This is a genomic window from Stenotrophomonas sp. STEN063, from assembly GCF_056854515.1.
Window position 1 is genome coordinate 12,205 of sequence record NZ_JBXFWF010000039.1, and the last position, 16,685, is coordinate 28,889.

Genomic DNA, 16,685 nt, shown 5'->3' on the forward strand with positions numbered 1-16,685 from the left:
CGCATTGCACAGGATGAAGGTCGATGGGATTGCAGCGCCCTGAGTGGTTGAAGCCGGCACCGGACTCGGTGGTGGCCGACAACATCAAGCTCGGCAAATGGCCGTGGGTGGATGCCGTGCATCTGCTGTGGACGGTCTGGGTGTTCATCACGCCGATGTTCGGCGCGGGCTACACCCTGCGCTGGGCGTTGATCACCCTGTGGTCGTTCCCGCTGTTCATCGTGTTCTACATGTTGACGCTGACAAGCGCGCGGCGGCACGCGCCGATCTTCGCGCTGGCGATGATCGTGCTGTCGATGGCGCTGCTGCCGATCTACCCTTCCGGCATGAACTACTTCGTGTTCGGTTGCGTGATGTTGCGGACCAACCGTTGCATCAGCGTGCGGCACTACCTGCTGGAACTCGTACTGTTGAACATCGCCTTCGTCTCGTTGGCATGGTGGATAGGCTATCCGTGGCAGGTGGTGGCTTGGATTCCGGCGCTGACGGTCATCATTGGATTGATCGTCAACGTCGAGCGCACCAGCAGCGAGAAGGACGCCGCGCTGCGCCTTTCCCACGAGGAAGTTCGACGCCTGGCCGCGACCGCCGAGCGCGAGCGTATTGGTCGCGATCTGCACGATCTGCTCGGGCACACCTTGTCGCTGATCACCTTGAAGATGGAGCTGTCACGCAAGCTGTTCGAACGCGACCCGCAGCGCTCACAGCGCGAGCTGGCCGAGGCCGAGCAGATCGCGCGCGATGCGCTGGCCCAGGTGCGCAGCGCGGTTACTGGTTTTCGTGCTGCCGACCTTGCTGCTGAGTTGGCTTCGGCCCATCTATTGCTGGAGTCTTCGCGCGTGCACCTGCGCTATTCGCCGCCGCCCGCGATGCCTGGGTGGATCGAGGCTGGCTTGTCGATGGTGTTGCGCGAGGCCGCGACCAATATCGCTCGCCATGCCCAGGCCAATGAGGCACTGATCAGCATCGACGTTTCGCCGGAGGCGGTGCAGATGGAAGTAGTGGACGACGGTCGCGGTGGTGTTTCAGCCAACGGCAATGGTCTGGCCGGAATGCGCGAGCGGGTGTTGGCATTGGGCGGTGAACTGCAGATCGAGTCGCCGAAGGGCCAGGGTACGCGCTTGAAGATCCGTGTCCCGGTGCAGGCGCAGGACAGGCCGTCGACGTTGGTCGCCGGCGTGCCGCAGGCCGACGCAGGAAGTCTGCCGGCACAGGAGGCACGCGCATGATCCGCATCCTGTTGGCCGAGGACCAGGCGATGGTGCGCGGAGCGCTGTCGGCACTGCTCAACCTGGAATCGGATATCGAAGTGATAGGCACGGCAGCCGACGGCGAAATCGCCTGGCGCGAACTGCAGCGCCTGAAGCCGGATGTATTGGTCACCGATATTGAAATGCCACTGCTGACCGGGCTGGAGTTGGCACAACGGGTGCAACGTCATCAACTGCCGATCAAGGTGGTGATCGTCACCACGTTTGCCCGCAGCGGCTTCCTGCGCCGCGCCCTGGATGCGGGCGTGCAGGGCTATCTGCTCAAGGATGCGCCGGCCGAGAAGCTGGCTGATGCCCTGCGTCAGGTGCAGCGCGGTGGGCGCGCGATCGACCCGCAGTTGGCGGTGGAGGCATGGTCCGAGGCCGACCCGTTGAATGATCGCGAGCGGCAGGTTCTCCGACTCGCCGGAGAAGGCCGCTCGGCCAATGAGATCGCCGAGCAGCTGGGTTTGTCGCATGGCACCGTGCGGAACTATCTGTCCGAGTGCATTGGAAAGCTCGGCGTGGCCAACCGTATCGAAGCCCACCGCATTGCGCGTCAGAAGGGCTGGCTGTAGCCCAACGGTAGTGCCGAGCCATGCTCGGCAGGGGCCTCCGAAGCAGACCCAACCTCGCTGCAATGGACACATTGCGAGCTTCGCGGCTTATGCCGCTCCCACAAGCGGTTGGCGGTATGCCTTTATCCGCGCGAGCTATGAAATTTCAGCAACGCCGCCGTTGCCGCGTCGACGGCACACTATGCTCGCTGCAATCACGGGCAGGAGCTGGGCATGCGAGGTAGATGCTGGATGTTGGCGGTATTGCTGTGTATCAGCGGCCCTGCATGGGCGCAGCAGTTCAAGGTACTGGTCGCTGCAATCCCCAACCAGTACCACCATGACTACATCCCGGTGGCCAAGCCGCAGTTCGAGGCGCTCGCGCGGCAGCACTACTTCGCGTTGACCTGGGCGTGGAACACCAGCGCCTTCGATCAGGATCTGGCGCAGTACAACGCCATCGTGCTGCTCAACACGCCGGCCACCGAGCTGTCGCCGGCGCAGCGTGAAAAGTTCCAGCAGTACGTGCGCAATGGTGGCGGTGTGGTCGCCGTGCACAAGGCGTTCGCGATACGGCGCGGTGAGTGGGAATGGTACGACCGCATGATCGGCCGCTCATTCCGTACTCATCCCTATCTGCAGACCGCCATGGTCGATGTGGTCAACCGTGATTTTCCGGCGACCGCAGGCCTGCCGCAGCGCTGGATGTGGAGCGATGAGTGGTACGAGTACGATCCCCCGTACAGCGATGACCTGGTCACGCTGCTGGCGGTTGATGAGCGTAGCTACGATCCGACCCTGATCTGGCCGGGCCAGGTTGCCAAGGGCATGGGCAGGGATCATCCGGTGGCGTGGTATCACCGGTTCGAAGGTGGTCGCGTGTTTGCCACCGCGCTGGGTCATCAGGCCGAGGCCTATAACGATCCGCGCTACCTGGAGCACCTGTACGGCGGCATCTACTGGGCCGCTACCGGCAAGGGCGAGGGCAAGCCGCCAGCGCGGTGAGTGCTTTAGCGGCGTGGGCCGCGTGCCATCGCCTGGAACACGCCATCGCGGCGCACCCAGGCATGGAACAGGGCCGCGCCCACATGCACCAGCACCGTGGCGAACAGCAGGTAGGCGAGCAGGCTGTGGGCATTGCGAAGCAAGGCATACAGCGATGGCGTATGCGGCACGATGGCCGGCAGCTGCACGCCGCCCCACAGCACGATGGGATAGCCGCCCGCCGACAACATGGCCCAGCCGATCAGCGGCATCGCCAACATCAATGCATACAACAACCAATGCGATGCGGTGGCGGCCCATGCCTGCCATGCCGGCAGGTCAGCAGGCAGCGGCGGTGGCCGGTGGCGCAGGCGGTTGTACAGGCGCAGCACGGCCAGTAGCAGGATCAGGATGCCGAGTGGTCGGTGCAGGTTGATCAACCCCGGCCGCAGATGCACCGACGCAACCATGGTCACGCCGACGAACAGCATCGCCAGGATCAGCAGCGCCATGCTCCAGTGCAGTACGCGCGCCAGCAGGTTGAAGTGGCCGTTGCTGTTCATGGCTGCACCTGCGCGTTGTCACGTGCGGCTTCGCCAGTGGCGCGCTCGCGCTCGCGGCGATTGAAGGATTGCGAGTACACCGCTGAGCGGGCGGCGAGGATGGGGTCATCGCTGCCTTCGACGCCCTCGGGCAGGATCAGCGGGTCGAAGTTGAGGTCATTGCAGCTGCCTTGTTCCTGCGACTGCATCCGCTCGATGTTGAGCACGCCGGCGACGATCTGCTCGCGCTCAGCTGGCCATGGCACCGATGGATCATTGATCGCGTCCCTCGTACTGGCCAAAGTCACCACCAGATTCCAGCGGACCGGGCCCTGTGCGAGCCGCTGCTGAAGATCCTGGCTGAGGAAATCCACGCCGGCCTGTTCGCGGGTTGCGGCATCCAGCTCACGCGGCGTGGCCTGTGGTTGCCAGCGCCAACGTACAGCTCGGCGCTGCCCCTGCGCATTGGTGAACCAGAAACTGTTGACGCTGTTGAACTCGGTGCTGGCCCAGCTGTCGGTCCACGGTGCGGTCTTGGCCCATTGGGTGAACGCGCGGGCGCTGGGGTATTTCTCCTGGATCGCCGCCAGCCTGGCCGGGTCCGGCTTGCCTGTGGCGGGATCGGGAATCTGTGCGCGGGTCTGCTCGTAGAAGGCCTCCGGTGTCGCGACGGCGAGGAACGGGAAGCTGTTCATGGCCATGCGCCATTGCTGGCCGTCATCGCTGCTCAGCTGCAGGGCGATACTGCGCACGCGCGCATTGTTGTCGGCACCATGCGGGTTGCCGCCGCCTATCGACAGGCGCCCTAGTACCGGCACACGTGCCTGTTCGAAGACGCGGGCGTGGGACAGTTGTGGCGCCTGTGCGTTTGGTTCGAACCAGCCGTTTACGCATACGCCCTTGCTGTGGGCGCGACGAAAGCCGGGATGGTTTGCGCCGGTGGCTTCGATGGCGTCGGTGAAGTTCTGTGCGGTCAGGCGATCACGGCCAATCCAGCCAGCGAGCCAGGCAAAGCCGAGTGCGACTGCACCGAGGATCAATGCGATCAAGGCGATCCAGGGCAGGGGAGAGTGCGGCTGGCTGCCGCGCGCTAGCCCGCCGTGGCGGGTGAACTTGAATAGGGGCATTGCGGTACCAGTCGTGTCTGACGGGAGCGTGGTGCCGCTATACGGTGGCAGAACTGGCTGCCGAGGGCCAGCGTTGCTCCTCCGTTGCGCACAGTGCGGCGGCTTTCAGCTCCCTCCCTTGCACACAGTGCAGCGGCTTTCAGCTCCCTCCCTTGCGCGTAGCGCAGGGGAGGGTTGGGGAGGGGTGAGCTTTTGCGTTGTTGCTGTTGCTGTTGCTTTGGCTGCTGCCTTTTCACGCTTGGATCGCGGCGTGCATGTAACTCAAAATCTGAAGCCAAAGCCAAAGCCAAAGTCAAAGCCAAAGCCAAAGCCAAAGCCAAAGCCAAAGCCAAAGCTCCCCTCATCCCAACCCTCGCTCCGCGCCCCGGCCCTTGCGCTGGCGCAAGGGCGTTCGATGGGCAGCGAACCAGTGGTTCGCAAGCTGCCCCTCTCACCCCGCAGGCGGGAGAAGGGCTAAGGCGACAGCCCGAGCCGGAGCCGGAGCAGCAGCCAAAGCAGCAGCCAAAGCAGCAGCCAAAGCAGCAGCCAAAGCACCCCTCCCCAACCCTTCCCTGCGCTGCGCGCAAGGGAGGGGGTATCACGCGCGTGCGAGCTTGCGCAGGCGCTTGCGCTCCCTGCTGCGTGCACGCCAGTTGCGCCAATGCTGCTGCAGGCAGGAGAAGATCACATACAGCGCCGGTGTGCTCAGCAGGGTCAGGCTTTGCGAGATCAGCAGGCCGCCGATCATCGCGATGCCCAACGGACGGCGCAGCTCGGAGCCTTCACCCAGGCCAATCGCCAGCGGCAGCGCGGCGAGGATGGCGACCATCGTGGTCATCATGATCGGACGGAAGCGCACGATGCTGGCTTCGCGCACCGCTTCGGCCGGGGACTTGCCGTGCACGCGCTGCGCGACCAGGGCGAAATCGATCATCATGATCGCGTTCTTCTTGACGATGCCGATCAGCAACACCAGCGCGATCATCGAGATGATCGACAGATCGGTATTGGTGACCCACAAGGCCAGCAAGGCACCCATGCCCGCTGCCGGCAAGGTGGACAGGATCGTCACCGGATGCACCAGGTTCTCGTAGAGCATGCCGAGCACGATGTAGACCGTGGCGATGGCGGCGATGATCAGCATCAGCATCGCCACCGGGTCCATGGCCTGGCGGAAACCACCGGGTGCGGCCTGGCGGATATCGCCGGGCATGCGCAGGCCTTCGATCACCGATTTGACGATGGCATCGCCTTCGCCGCTGCTTACACCGGGGGCAAGGTTGTAGCTCAGGTCCATCACCGTGTACTGGTTCTGGTGGGTGACCTGCGACGGTGCCAGGCCGGCTTCCTGATGGGCGAGGGCGGTCAGCGGAATCATCTGCCCGCTCTTGGACGGCACATACAGGTCTTCAATCGCGGCCGGGCTGCCGGTCTGGCTGGGCAGTGCATTGACCACAACCCCATACTGGTTGAGGTCGGCATAGATGGTGGAGATCTGGCGTTGGCCGAAAGCGCCGTATAGCGCACCGTCGATGGCGCCGATGGTCACGCCAAGACGCGAGGCCTTTTCGCGGTCGATGACGATCTTCTGCATCAAGCCGCCCTTGTCCACGTCCGAACCGACATCACGCAGTTGCGGATGTTGCTTCAACGCGGTCACCAGCTTGGGCAGCCATTCGGCCAGCTGTTCGGCGTCGTTGCCCTGCAGCGTCACGCGGTTCTGCGCGCCCTGTGAACCGCCACCGCCGCCGTCGGAGGGAAGGTCCTGGATCGCGCGCAAGCGCACATCCAGATCCGGGAACTGCGCGGCCTTGGCGCTGAGCCGGCTGACCACCACATTGGTGGGCTCCTTGCGGCCTTCCTTCTCGGTATGCAGCTCGACGTTGAACTGTGCGCTGCTGCCCTGGCGGCTGGAGCCCAGTCGCGAGCCCACCATCTTCACCGCCGGGTCGGCCAGGAAGGTATCGCTGAGCCGGCGCTGGCGTTCGGCCATTTCCTGGAATGAGACGGTGGCGCTGGAGCTGGCGCGGCCCCAGATAAGGCCGGTGTCCTGTTCGGGGAACTGGCCCTTGCTGACCGAGCCGGCCAGGTAGAACGTGGCCACGATCAACAACAGCGGCGTCAGTGACAGCAGCAAGGCGTGGCGCAGGGAGAAATCCAGCGCGACCGTATAGACCTTGAGCATGCCTTCATGCACGCGGTCCAGCAGGCGGTTGGTGCGGGTATCGCGTGCGCCTTCGGCATGTGGATGCAGGAAGCGTGCGCACAGTGCCGGGGTCAGGGTCAGCGAGACCACGGCCGAGACCAGGATGGCCGCAACAAGGGTGAGGGTGAACTCGCGGAAGAACGCACCGATCATGCCCTGGGCGAAGATGATCGGCAGGAACACCGCGATCAGCGAGGCGGTGATCGAGACGATGGTGAAGCCGATCTCGCGCGCACCGGCCATCGCTGCTTCCCGTCGCGGCATGCCCTCGTCGAGATGGCGCATGACGTTCTCGATCACCACGATGGCGTCGTCGACGACGAAGCCGATGGCAATCACCAGCGCCAGCAGGGTGAGGTTGTTGAGGGTGAAGTCCAGCGCGTACATCACCAGCGCCGCACCGGCCAGTGACAGTGGGACGGTCACTGCGGCAATCAGCGTCGGCGCCAGCCTGCGCAGGAACAACGCCATGGTTAGGATCACCATCAGCAGGCTGATCATCAGGGTGATCTGCACTTCGGCCAGCGAGGCGCGGATGGTCGGCGTGCGGTCGAAGTACGGGGTCAGCGTGGTGCCTGCATCCAGATAGCCGGTTAGCGAGGGAATGGCGGCCTTTACCCGATCGACGGTAGCGACCAGGTTGTCGCCGCTGCGCAGGTAGACATACATCAGTACGCCGCGCTTGCCGTTGAACCAGGCCGCTTGATACGCGTCCTGCTGGCCGTCGTAGACCGTGGCCACGTCCTTCAAGCGCACCACCGCGCCGTCGTGGGTGGAGATGGCGACGTTGGCGAAATCCGAAGCCTTGCGGATCTGGTCGTTGAGGATGATCGCGGTCTGGCTGCTGCCATCGCTGAGGAAGCCCAGCGGCGAGGCGACGTTGGCTGCGCGCATCGCGTTGCGCAGGTCATCCGGGCTCAGGCCCAGCGCAGTCATTGCACGCAGGTTGAGGTCCACGCGCACCGCCGGCGTGGAAGCACCGGCGATATCCACCTGCGAGACACCCGGGAGCTGGCGCAGGCGCTGCGCCAGCAGTGAGTCGGCGGTGTTGTACAGCTCGGCTACCGACTGCGTGTCCGAGGTCAACGCCAGCGCGATCACTGGATCGTCGTTGGGATTGGCTTTCTGGTACGTCGGTGTATTGATGCCGGCCGGCAGGTCAGCCATGGCTGCGTTGATCGCAGCCTGCACGTCCTGTGCGGCAGAATTGATGTCGCGGCTGGTGTTGAACATCAGGAACACCATGCTGCGGCCATCACTGCTGCTGGAGCGCATGGTGTCGATGCCAGGCACCTGCCCCAGGTGCCGTTCCAATGGCGCGGTGACCGTGGCCGCCATGGTGTTGGCGTCGGCACCGGTATTGGAGGCCTGCACGAAGATCACCGGGATGGCGAGGTTGGGCAGGGCGGCAACGCCCAGCCGCAGGTAGCAGAGCAAGCCGGCGAAGAACAGGCCGATCGCCAGCAGGGTGATGCCGATCGGGCGCGAGATGAAAGGCGCGGAGATGTTCATCCGCGCTTACCGTGCCGTCTGCAGGCGTGCGGCGGCGCGTTGCTCGCGGCGCTTGGCCGCCCACTCGGACAGGCGCTCGAAGTACAGATAGATCACCGGCGTGGTGTACAGCGTGACCAGCTGCGACAGCAGCAGGCCGCCGACGATGGCCACACCCAGCGGACGCCGCAGCTCCGAACCGATACCGGTGCCCAGTGCAAGCGGCAGGGCGCCGAGCATGGCCGCGGCGGTGGTCATCATGATCGGGCGGAAACGCAGCAGGCAGGCGCGACGGATCGCGTCATAGGCATTGGCGCCGGAGCGCTGCGCGTCCAGTGCGAAGTCGATCATCATGATCGCGTTCTTCTTGACGATGCCGATCAACAGCACGATGCCGACGATGCCGTCCACCGACAGGCTCATCCCGCACAGGTACAAGGCCAGCAGTGCGCCGACGCCGGCCGGCGGCAGGGTCGAGATGATGGTCAGCGGATGGATCCAGCTTTCGTACAGCACGCCGAGCACGATGTAGATCACCGCGATGGCGGCCAGCAGCAACAGGATCACGTCGGTCTGGCTGCTGGAGAACTCGGCCGCGGTGCCGACGAACTGTGCCTGCATCTGTTGCGGAAGCTCCAGTTCGGCCACCGCCTTGTTGATCGCATCCACGCCTTCGGACAAGGAGTAACCCGGCGCCAGGTTGAACGAGATGGTCGCCGACGGCAGCTGCTGCTGGTGGCTGACGATCAGCGGTGCGGTGCCGGGCTTGGCGCTGGCAATCGCCGACAGCGGGATGCTGCCGCCTGCGCCCAGCGCGATGCCGGTATTGGCACTGCCGATACCGGTGGCGGTGGACGAGTTGCTCGAGGTCACCTGGCCTAGGGTGGTGGCATTGCTGCCGCTGAGCGTGCCACTGCCATTGCTGCCGATCGCCAGCTGGTTCATCAGCGCATCGCTGGTGCGGAACTCCGGCGCCACTTCCAGCACCACGCGGTACTGGTTGAGCTGGGTAAAGATGGTCGAGATCTGGCGTTGGCCGTAGGCGTCATACAGCGTGTCGTCGATGGTCTGCATCGGCACGCCGTAACGGCTGGCCTTGTCGCGGTCCACTTCCACATGCAGCGCGCGGCCATGGTTGGCCAGGTTGTCGTCGACGTCGGCCAGTTCCGGCAGCCGGCGCAATGCGTCGGTGACGAGCTCGGTCTGTTTTGCCAGCTCGGCGCTGTCCATGTCCGACAGCGAGAACTGGTAGGCGGTGGCGGCCACGCGCGTATCCAGGGTCACGTCCTGCACCGGCTTCAGGTACAGGGCGATGCCGGGGATATGCGCGGCCGCGGCCTGCAGACGCGGCAGGATCACATCCAGCCCATCGCGATCGCCGCGGTCCTTGAGCACGATGCTCAGCTGGCCCTGGTTGAGGGTGGGATTCATGCTGCCAGCGCCGATGTAGGCGGCGACGCCGGTGACAGCCTCATCACTCTGCAGTGCGGCGGCGACGGCCTGCGTGCGCTGCTGCATCTGCTCGAAGGCGACGTTCTGGTCGGCGATGACCACGCCGGTGACCATGCCGGTGTCCTGGTCGGGCAGCAGGCCCTTGGGGATCACCATGTACAGCACTACGGTCAACGCGACCGATGCCAGGGCGATGCCCAGGGTCAGCGGCTGGTGGCGCAGCACCCAGTCCAGCGTGCGCTCGTAGACGCCGACCAGGCGCGACCAGGCGGTGACCTTGCCTTCCGCCGCGGTCCGCTCGTGTGCGTCGTCGCCTTCCGGCAGCGCGTCGGGCTTGAGCAGGTAGGCGCACATCATCGGCGTCAGCGTCAGCGAGATCACCATCGAGATGGCGACTGCAATCGACAACACCCAGGCGAACTCATGGAACAAACGGCCGGTGACGCCCGGCATCAGGATCAGCGGCAGGAATACCGCGATCAGCGAGACCGTCAACGACAGCACGGTGAAGCCGATCTCGCGCGAACCAATTTCCGCCGCTTCCTGGCCGTCCTTGCCCTTCTCGATGTAGCGCACGATGTTCTCGATCATCACGATCGCATCGTCGACCACGAAGCCGGTGGCCACGGTCAGCGCCATCAGCGACAGGTTGTCCAGCGACATGCCGGCGAAGGCCATCACCCCGAACGTGCCAAGCAGGGACAGCGGCACCGCCACCGACGGGATCACCGTCGCCCACAGCCGGCGCAGGAACACGAAGATCACCGCCACCACCAGGCAGATGGTGAGGACCAGGGTGAACTGCACGTCATGCACCGAGGCGCGGATGGTCACCGTGCGGTCGGAGAACACATCGAGCTTCACGTCGGCCGGCAGCATGCCCTGCAGGTTGGGCAGGATCTGGCGGATGTTCTCCACCGTCTTGACGATATTGGCACCGGGCTGGCGGCGCACTTCCAGCAGCACTGCCGGCTTGCCATCGGCCCAGGCGGCGAGCTGGTCGTTCTCGACGCCATCGACCACCTTGGCGACGTCGCGCAGGCGCACCGGTGCACCGTTCTGGTAACGGATGATGATGTCGTTGTAGTCGGCCGCGTCGCTGAGCTGGTCGTTGGTGGACAGTGTATAGCTCTGCGTCTTGCCGTTGAGCGAGCCCTTGGGCGCGTTGACGTTGGCCTGGGTCAACGCACTGCGCAGGTCTTCCAGGGTCATGCCCATGTTGGACAGCTGCGCCGGGTTGACCTGGATGCGCACCGCCGGCCGCACGTTGCCGGCGATGGAGACCAGGCCGACACCGTCGGTCTGTGACAGGCGCTGGGCGAGGATGGAGTCGGCCAGATCGTTGACCTCACGCAGCGGTCGCGTGTCCGAGGCCAGTTTCAGGGTCAGGATCGGCGCATCGGCCGGATTCACCCGGTTGTAGACCGGCTGGTAGGGCAGCGAGCTGGGCAGGGTGGCCTGGCGGATGGCCGCCTGCACGTCCTGCGCGGCGGTATCCAGATCGCGTTCCATCGAGAACTGCAGCACGATGCTGGACAGGCCTGCCGACGAATCGGAGGTCATCATGTCCAGCCCGGAAATCTGCCCCAGCTGCCGCTCCAGCGGCGTGGTCACCAGCGAGGCCATGGTCTGCGCGCTGGCACCCGGATACTGGGTGGTCACCACCAGACTGGGGGCTTCGATCTCGGGCAGGGCCGCAACCGGCAGGCGCTGGTAACCGAGGATGCCCAGCAGCATCAGCCCGATCATCAACAGGGAGGTGGCGATCGGGCGCCGGATGAAGATAGTCGAAAAGCCCACGGTCGGTTCCTGGTGCGGGGGAGGGGAGGCGGGTGCCGGCCAGCGCCTCAGCGCGGCGGGCCACCCCGTCCACCACGGTTGCCCTTCTGGCTGGCCGCCTTGAGCTGTTCTTCGGTCGGCGTTGGCGGTGCCTGGCCCGGTGCCAGTGCATTGACCTTGCTGCCTTCCTTCAAGCGGAACTGGCCTTCGGTGACGACCTTGTCGCCGGCCTGCAGGCCCGTGCTGATCACCACGTGGCTGTCATCGACCTGACCGCCCTGCACCACCTCACGCAGGGTGACGGTGTTGTCGGACTTGACCAGGTAGACGAAATCGCTGGTGCTGCTGCGCTGCACCGCTTCGGCCGGCACCACGATCGCGCCGGGCAGCACGTTGAGCTTCATCTGCACGTTGACGAACTGGCCCGGCCACAATGCGTCGTTGGCATTGGGGAATTGCGCACGCAGACGGAAGGTGCCGCTGCTGCTGCTGATCTGGTTGTCCACCACCTGCAGCACGCCGTCGGCATTGACCACGCTGCCGCCTTCGCGGTCCAGGGTGGCGGTCTGCAAAGGGCCTGCAGCCTGTGCACTGCGTACCGCGTCGAGCTGCTGCTCGGGCAGGTTGAACAGCACATAGGCCGGCTGCAGCTGGGTGACGGTGACGATCTGGCTGCCGGCGCTGACCACATTGCCCGGGTCAACCGCACGGATACCGGCGATACCGTTGATCGGCGAGGTGATGCGGGTGTAGTCCAGCTGCACCTTGGCCTGTGCGGCCGAGGCCTGCGAGGCGGCGACGGCGGCCTGGTATTGGGTCACCTGGTTGCGCAGCGTTGTCAGGTCGGTCTGGGCGACGAACTGGCGGTATTCCGGCGAGTTGGAGCGTGCATAGTTGGACTGTGCGGTAGCCAGCAGGGCTTCGTTCTGGCGCTTGCTGGCGACGGCCTGGTCGTACTGTGCCTGGAAGGTGCGCGGGTCGATCTGCGCCAGCAGCTCGCCCTTCTTGACCGCCTGGCCTTCGCGGAAGTTGACGCTGAGCAGCTGGCCACCGACCTGCGGGCTGACGGTGACGGTATTGAACGCGGTCACCGTACCTTGCGCGGTCAGGTAGACCGGCACGTCCTTCTTCTCGGCGCTGACCGCGGTCACCGGCACCGGGTCCTTGTCCTGCTCACCCTGGCCGCCCTGGCTCATGCCTGCCTGCGCCGCACCGGCCTTCTGCTTGCCGCCCCCCATCACCCGATAGCCGATACCGGCCACCAGCAGCACTGCAATGACCAGCAGTACGATCTTCCAGAAACGCGACATGCGAAAACTCCTGAGGAACCGATAGGGGAGGGCAAACAAGGCGCAGAGGATACCGCCGCGCCTGTTGTCATGGAGGCATGACCGATGGGCCACGCATACAGACCCGTGCAGGTGATGAACGTTCCATCGCGGCATCGGTTGACCTGATGTTGTAGTGCCGAGCCATGCTCGGCAGGGGCCTTCCCAGCGTCGCATCAACCAGCAGGAATGCTGTGGGCGCGGCGTAAGCCGCGAAGCCGGCACATTGGGAACCACCAATTGGCCTGCGATCCGGGAGGCCATCAGTTTCGCGGCTGACGCCGCTCCCATAAGCCGGTGGTTGCGGGGCAGGCCCTTGCCGAGCATGGCTCGGCACTACGCCGGATTACTTACATCGTGTCGGTTCCCAGCCGGCGGGCGCTTGGCCCATGATTGGCCTACATTCACCCTGTCACCGATTTGAAGGAGAGTTGCTGATGGCCCGCAAGACCGTGTTGCTGTCTGCCTTGCTATGCGCCCTTGCCCCGCTGGCGCAGGCCCAGGATGCCGCCCAGCGGCCCGAGGTGGCAGCTGCCGCCACTCGCCTGCAGCAGCAGGTGGTGGATTGGCGTCGTGACTTCCACGCCCATCCGGAGCTCTCCAACCGCGAAGAACGCACCGCGGCCAAGGTCGCCGAGCGCCTGCGTGCAATGGGCCTGAACCCGAAGACCGGCGTGGCCGTGCACGGCGTGGTCGCCATCATCAAGGGCGGGCTGCCCGGCCCGAAGATCGCCCTGCGCGCCGACATGGACGCGCTGCCGGTCACCGAACAGACCGGCCTGCCGTTCGCCTCCAAGGCCACCGCCGAGTACCGCGGCGAGCAGGTCGGGGTGATGCATGCCTGTGGCCATGACGCGCACACCGCAACCCTGCTGGGCGTGGCCGACGCGCTGGTCGCCATGCGCGACACGCTGCCCGGCGAAGTGATGCTGATCTTCCAGCCGGCCGAGGAAGGCGCGCCGCCGCCGGAGCAGGGCGGCGCCGACCTGATGTTGAAGGAAGGCCTGTTCAAGGACTTCAAGCCGGAGGCGGTGTTCGGCCTGCATGTGTTCTCCAGCGTGCAGGCCGGCCAGATCGCCGTGCGCGGCGGCCCGCTGATGGCGGCCTCCGACCGGTTCGGTATCACCGTCAATGGTCGCCAGACCCACGGCTCGGCGCCGTGGAACGGCGTTGACCCGATTGTTGCGGCCTCCGACCTTATCGGTACCGCGCAGACCATCGTCAGCCGCCGCGCCAACCTGTCCAAGCAGCCGGCAGTGCTCACCTTCGGCGCGATCAAGGGCGGCATCCGCTACAACATCATTCCCGACTCGGTGGAGATGGTGGGTACCATCCGCACCTTCGACCCGGACATGCGCAAGCAGATCTTCGCCGACTTGCGCAACGTCGCCGAGCACACCGCCGCCGCCCACGGTGCGACGGCTGTCACCGACATCTATGAGAAGGACGGCAACCCGGCCACGGTCAACGATCCGGCACTGACCGCGCGCATGCTGCCCAGCCTGCAGGCGGTGGTGGGCAAGGCCAACGTCTACGAGCCGCCGCTGCAGATGGGCTCGGAGGACTTCTCGCTGTACGCACAGCAGGTGCCGTCGATGTTCTTCTTCGTCGGTTCCACTGGTGCCGGCATCGATCCGGCTACCGCGCCGAGCAATCATTCGCCCAAGTTCCTGCTCGACGAAAAGGCACTGGATGTGGGCCTGCGCGCGCTGTTGCAGGTGTCGCTGGATTACCTGCACGGTGACAAGGCAGGTTGAGTCCGGGTAGTGTCGGGGGCTTACCTACAAGGAAGAAGGCGCTCCATGACAGCCAGCCTGGCCATGCTGCTGCAGTCGCAGCTCGACCCTCAGCTCACCGCCGAAGCCCTGCTTGCGCAGATGCGCAGCGATTGGCCCGACCTGGACCAATCGCTGCTGCGGCTGGGCGAGGCAACGACGGATGGCACTGTCGACAAGGATACCGATGGCGACGATTCGCCGATGCTGTGTCTGGAATACGCCGACTACCTGATCGCGTTGATGCCGATCCCGGTGCAGATCGGCGATGACATCGCGCAGATCTGCGCACACAGCCGGCTGTGGCCAGACGCCACGCCGGCACCGGTGGACTACGCCGCACACACCATCGTCACCGTGATGCGCTTCGGCGACGACGGGCAGGAGACCAATCTGGTCGCACAGGCGGCACTGCTCAGTCGTGTGCTGGCGTCGGCGGTGGCCGTGTCCAACAGCATCGAGGCGGTGTACTTCGGCAGCGCCAATCACGTGGTGCTGCCAAGCCTGTTCCGCGAGCTGACCCAGGCCACCTTGCCCGAGCCGCTGCCGATCGCCTGGGTGGCGATCAATGTCGGCCAGCGCCCGGACGGGGTGATGACCGGCCATACCCGCGGCATGGACATGCTGGGCCTGATGGACATCGAGATTCCCGAGACCGGGGAAACTGCCGAAGGCGTGTTCAGCCGCCTCACCGGCATCGTCGATTACCTGATCGAGAACGGCATGGTCATCAGCAATGGCGACACCCTCGGGGCGACCGAGGAGGAGCGAATCCGCGTGGTCTACGGCCCCTCGGCGCTGGACCCGGAGCGGGAGGTGATGCGGCTGGTGAGCGAGGAGATCCCGCAGGCCAAGCCAGGCAAATCGTGGTGGGCGCGGCTGCTGAACTGAAGCTGCGCCAGGTACCGGTTTTCGTGCGAATGAGCGCCTCGGTATATCCGGCGCTCAAGCTGGCGCAACTACAATGGGGCCGATGAACACTCCCCAAGATTCCAGCCTCGGCCGTGAGGTCGACTACCCCCGCCAGTACGACGCCAGTCTGCTGTTCCCGATCCCGCGCGCTGGCGCCCGTGCCGAGATCGGCCTGGGCAGCGAACTGCCGTTCGTCGGCGAGGATCGCTGGCATATCTATGAGCTGGGCTGGCTGGACGCGCGCGGCAAGCCCTGCGTGGAAACCGCAACCCTGTACGTGCCCGGCACCTCGCCGAACCTGATCGAGTCCAAGTCGCTCAAGCTGTACCTGAACTCGCTCAACGGGGCACGTTTCAACCGTGCCGAAGCCGTGCGCGAGCGCATTGCCACCGATCTGTCGGCCTGCGCCGGTGCAGATGTGCGGGTGGAGTTCGGCCTGCCGCCGGTAGAACAGGCGGCAGGTGAGAGCATTGACCACCTGGATGTCGCCATCGACAGCTATGGCCCGCCCGATGCAAACCTGCTGCTCGCCGATGCCGGTACGGTGGCCAATGAGACCCTGGTCTCGGCCCTGCTCAAGTCCAACTGCCCGGTGACCGGCCAGCCGGACTGGGCCAGCGTCAGCATCCGGTACCAGGGCCCGCGCATCGACCGCGAGGGCCTGCTGCGCTACCTGGTCAGCTACCGCGACCATGCCGAGTTCCACGAACAATGCGTGGAGCGGATCTTCCTGGAGCTGAGCCAACGCTGCCAGCCCGTCACCCTGGAAGTCGAGGCACGCTATACCCGCCGCGGCGGCCTGGACATCAACCCGCGCCGCTCCAGCCCGGGCCTGCCCGCCAGCCCCCCGATCCGCGACCTGCGTCAATAAACATTCAGCTGCGTACGCAGGTTTTTACGTCGGCACGATGAAACCTTAACAGGCCTCATGCAATCGTTGCTCCCCGTCAGTCACGGAGGAGCAACCTGGATGAGCAGTACTGAAAAGAAAGCCGACTTTTCCGATGTCACCGGGACCGTCAGCAGTACCGAACAGGTAGTGCAGAAAGCCGATTTCTCCGACGTCACGGCTAACGTGACAAGCACGGAAGAGATCGTTGGTGAACAGCACTACACGGTGCAGAGCGGCGACAACCTGTCCAAGATCGCCAAGAACCTGCTTGGCGACGGTAACGCGTGGAAAAAGATCTTTGACGCCAACCGTGACGTCCTCGATGACCCAGACAAGATCCGGCCGGGACAGATACTGAAGATTCCTGCGCGTCAGGGCTGATCTCCGACGCCGCAACGTACGAACTTTCAA

General features: G+C 65.0%; 12 protein-coding genes. 7 read left to right on the forward strand and 5 right to left on the reverse strand.

Annotation, left to right across the window (positions count from 1 at the left end):
* Positions 1-23: 23 nt before the first annotated feature.
* From AC1VWL_RS11660 to AC1VWL_RS11670, 3 genes are all read left to right on the forward strand, one after another.
* Entirely contained in the window at positions 24-1,229 is a 1,206-nt protein-coding gene (locus AC1VWL_RS11660; RefSeq protein WP_482986800.1) for a sensor histidine kinase, read from the forward strand.
* The gene (locus AC1VWL_RS11665) at positions 1,226-1,828 is read left to right on the forward strand and encodes a response regulator transcription factor (RefSeq protein ID WP_481614867.1); all 603 of its coding nucleotides are present in this window, start codon (positions 1,226-1,228) and stop codon (positions 1,826-1,828) included. The genes AC1VWL_RS11660 and AC1VWL_RS11665 overlap by 4 nt, the downstream gene beginning before the upstream one ends.
* A gap of 231 nt (positions 1,829-2,059) precedes the next feature.
* Positions 2,060-2,812: a ThuA domain-containing protein gene (locus tag AC1VWL_RS11670; protein WP_482986815.1), complete on the forward strand. Its 753-nt coding sequence runs from the start codon at positions 2,060-2,062 to the stop codon at positions 2,810-2,812.
* Between the two features lie 5 nt (positions 2,813-2,817).
* On the opposite strand, the gene AC1VWL_RS11675 is transcribed toward AC1VWL_RS11670, so the two are convergent.
* The 5 genes from AC1VWL_RS11675 to AC1VWL_RS11695 all read right to left on the reverse strand — a co-directional run bounded on the left by AC1VWL_RS11675 (position 2,818) and on the right by AC1VWL_RS11695 (position 12,677).
* Positions 2,818-3,354 (reverse strand): cytochrome b, encoded by a 537-nt coding sequence (locus AC1VWL_RS11675; RefSeq protein ID WP_282269240.1) that lies wholly within the window; start codon positions 3,352-3,354, stop codon positions 2,818-2,820.
* Complete coding sequence (locus AC1VWL_RS11680; RefSeq protein WP_482986801.1) at positions 3,351-4,460, reverse strand: catalase family peroxidase; 1,110 nt, start codon at positions 4,458-4,460, stop codon at positions 3,351-3,353. The genes AC1VWL_RS11675 and AC1VWL_RS11680 overlap by 4 nt, the downstream gene beginning before the upstream one ends.
* Positions 4,461-5,037: 577 nt before the next feature.
* Positions 5,038-8,157, reverse strand: a complete 3,120-nt coding sequence (locus AC1VWL_RS11685) for an efflux RND transporter permease subunit (protein ID WP_482986802.1) — start codon at positions 8,155-8,157, stop codon at positions 5,038-5,040.
* A 6-nt stretch (positions 8,158-8,163) separates the two neighbouring features.
* Positions 8,164-11,388, reverse strand: coding sequence for an efflux RND transporter permease subunit (locus tag AC1VWL_RS11690; protein ID WP_482986803.1), 3,225 nt, complete (start codon positions 11,386-11,388; stop codon positions 8,164-8,166).
* A 47-nt stretch (positions 11,389-11,435) separates the two neighbouring features.
* Positions 11,436-12,677: an efflux RND transporter periplasmic adaptor subunit gene (locus AC1VWL_RS11695; protein ID WP_482986804.1), complete on the reverse strand. Its 1,242-nt coding sequence runs from the start codon at positions 12,675-12,677 to the stop codon at positions 11,436-11,438.
* 455 nt (positions 12,678-13,132) lie between these two features.
* Here AC1VWL_RS11695 and AC1VWL_RS11700 point away from each other — a divergent pair, with 455 nt between their 5' ends.
* The 4 genes from AC1VWL_RS11700 (at position 13,133) to AC1VWL_RS11715 (ending at position 16,655) form a co-directional block, all read left to right on the forward strand.
* Positions 13,133-14,452 (forward strand): amidohydrolase, encoded by a 1,320-nt coding sequence (locus tag AC1VWL_RS11700; protein ID WP_482986805.1) that lies wholly within the window; start codon positions 13,133-13,135, stop codon positions 14,450-14,452.
* 45 nt (positions 14,453-14,497) lie between these two features.
* Positions 14,498-15,361 (forward strand): DUF4261 domain-containing protein, encoded by an 864-nt coding sequence (locus tag AC1VWL_RS11705; protein WP_482986806.1) that lies wholly within the window; start codon positions 14,498-14,500, stop codon positions 15,359-15,361.
* Positions 15,362-15,443: 82 nt separating this feature from the next.
* Positions 15,444-16,253: an NADPH-dependent 7-cyano-7-deazaguanine reductase QueF gene (queF, locus tag AC1VWL_RS11710; RefSeq protein ID WP_481614874.1), complete on the forward strand. Its 810-nt coding sequence runs from the start codon at positions 15,444-15,446 to the stop codon at positions 16,251-16,253.
* Between the two features lie 99 nt (positions 16,254-16,352).
* A complete protein-coding gene (locus AC1VWL_RS11715) occupies positions 16,353-16,655 on the forward strand; it encodes a LysM peptidoglycan-binding domain-containing protein (protein WP_481614875.1) in 303 nt (100 codons plus the stop codon).
* Positions 16,656-16,685 lie beyond the last annotated feature (30 nt).

Coding starts and splice junctions, on each gene's coding strand:
- AC1VWL_RS11660 (WP_482986800.1), top strand. CDS start 24: ATGGGATTGCAGCGCCCTGAGTGGTTGAAGCCGGCACCGGACTCGGTG.
- AC1VWL_RS11665 (WP_481614867.1), top strand. CDS start 1,226: ATGATCCGCATCCTGTTGGCCGAGGACCAGGCGATGGTGCGCGGAGCG.
- AC1VWL_RS11670 (WP_482986815.1), top strand. CDS start 2,060: ATGTTGGCGGTATTGCTGTGTATCAGCGGCCCTGCATGGGCGCAGCAG.
- AC1VWL_RS11675 (WP_282269240.1), bottom strand. CDS start 3,354: ATGAACAGCAACGGCCACTTCAACCTGCTGGCGCGCGTACTGCACTGG.
- AC1VWL_RS11680 (WP_482986801.1), bottom strand. CDS start 4,460: ATGCCCCTATTCAAGTTCACCCGCCACGGCGGGCTAGCGCGCGGCAGC.
- AC1VWL_RS11685 (WP_482986802.1), bottom strand. CDS start 8,157: ATGAACATCTCCGCGCCTTTCATCTCGCGCCCGATCGGCATCACCCTG.
- AC1VWL_RS11695 (WP_482986804.1), bottom strand. CDS start 12,677: ATGTCGCGTTTCTGGAAGATCGTACTGCTGGTCATTGCAGTGCTGCTG.
- AC1VWL_RS11700 (WP_482986805.1), top strand. CDS start 13,133: ATGGCCCGCAAGACCGTGTTGCTGTCTGCCTTGCTATGCGCCCTTGCC.
- AC1VWL_RS11705 (WP_482986806.1), top strand. CDS start 14,498: ATGACAGCCAGCCTGGCCATGCTGCTGCAGTCGCAGCTCGACCCTCAG.
- queF (WP_481614874.1), top strand. CDS start 15,444: ATGAACACTCCCCAAGATTCCAGCCTCGGCCGTGAGGTCGACTACCCC.
- AC1VWL_RS11715 (WP_481614875.1), top strand. CDS start 16,353: ATGAGCAGTACTGAAAAGAAAGCCGACTTTTCCGATGTCACCGGGACC.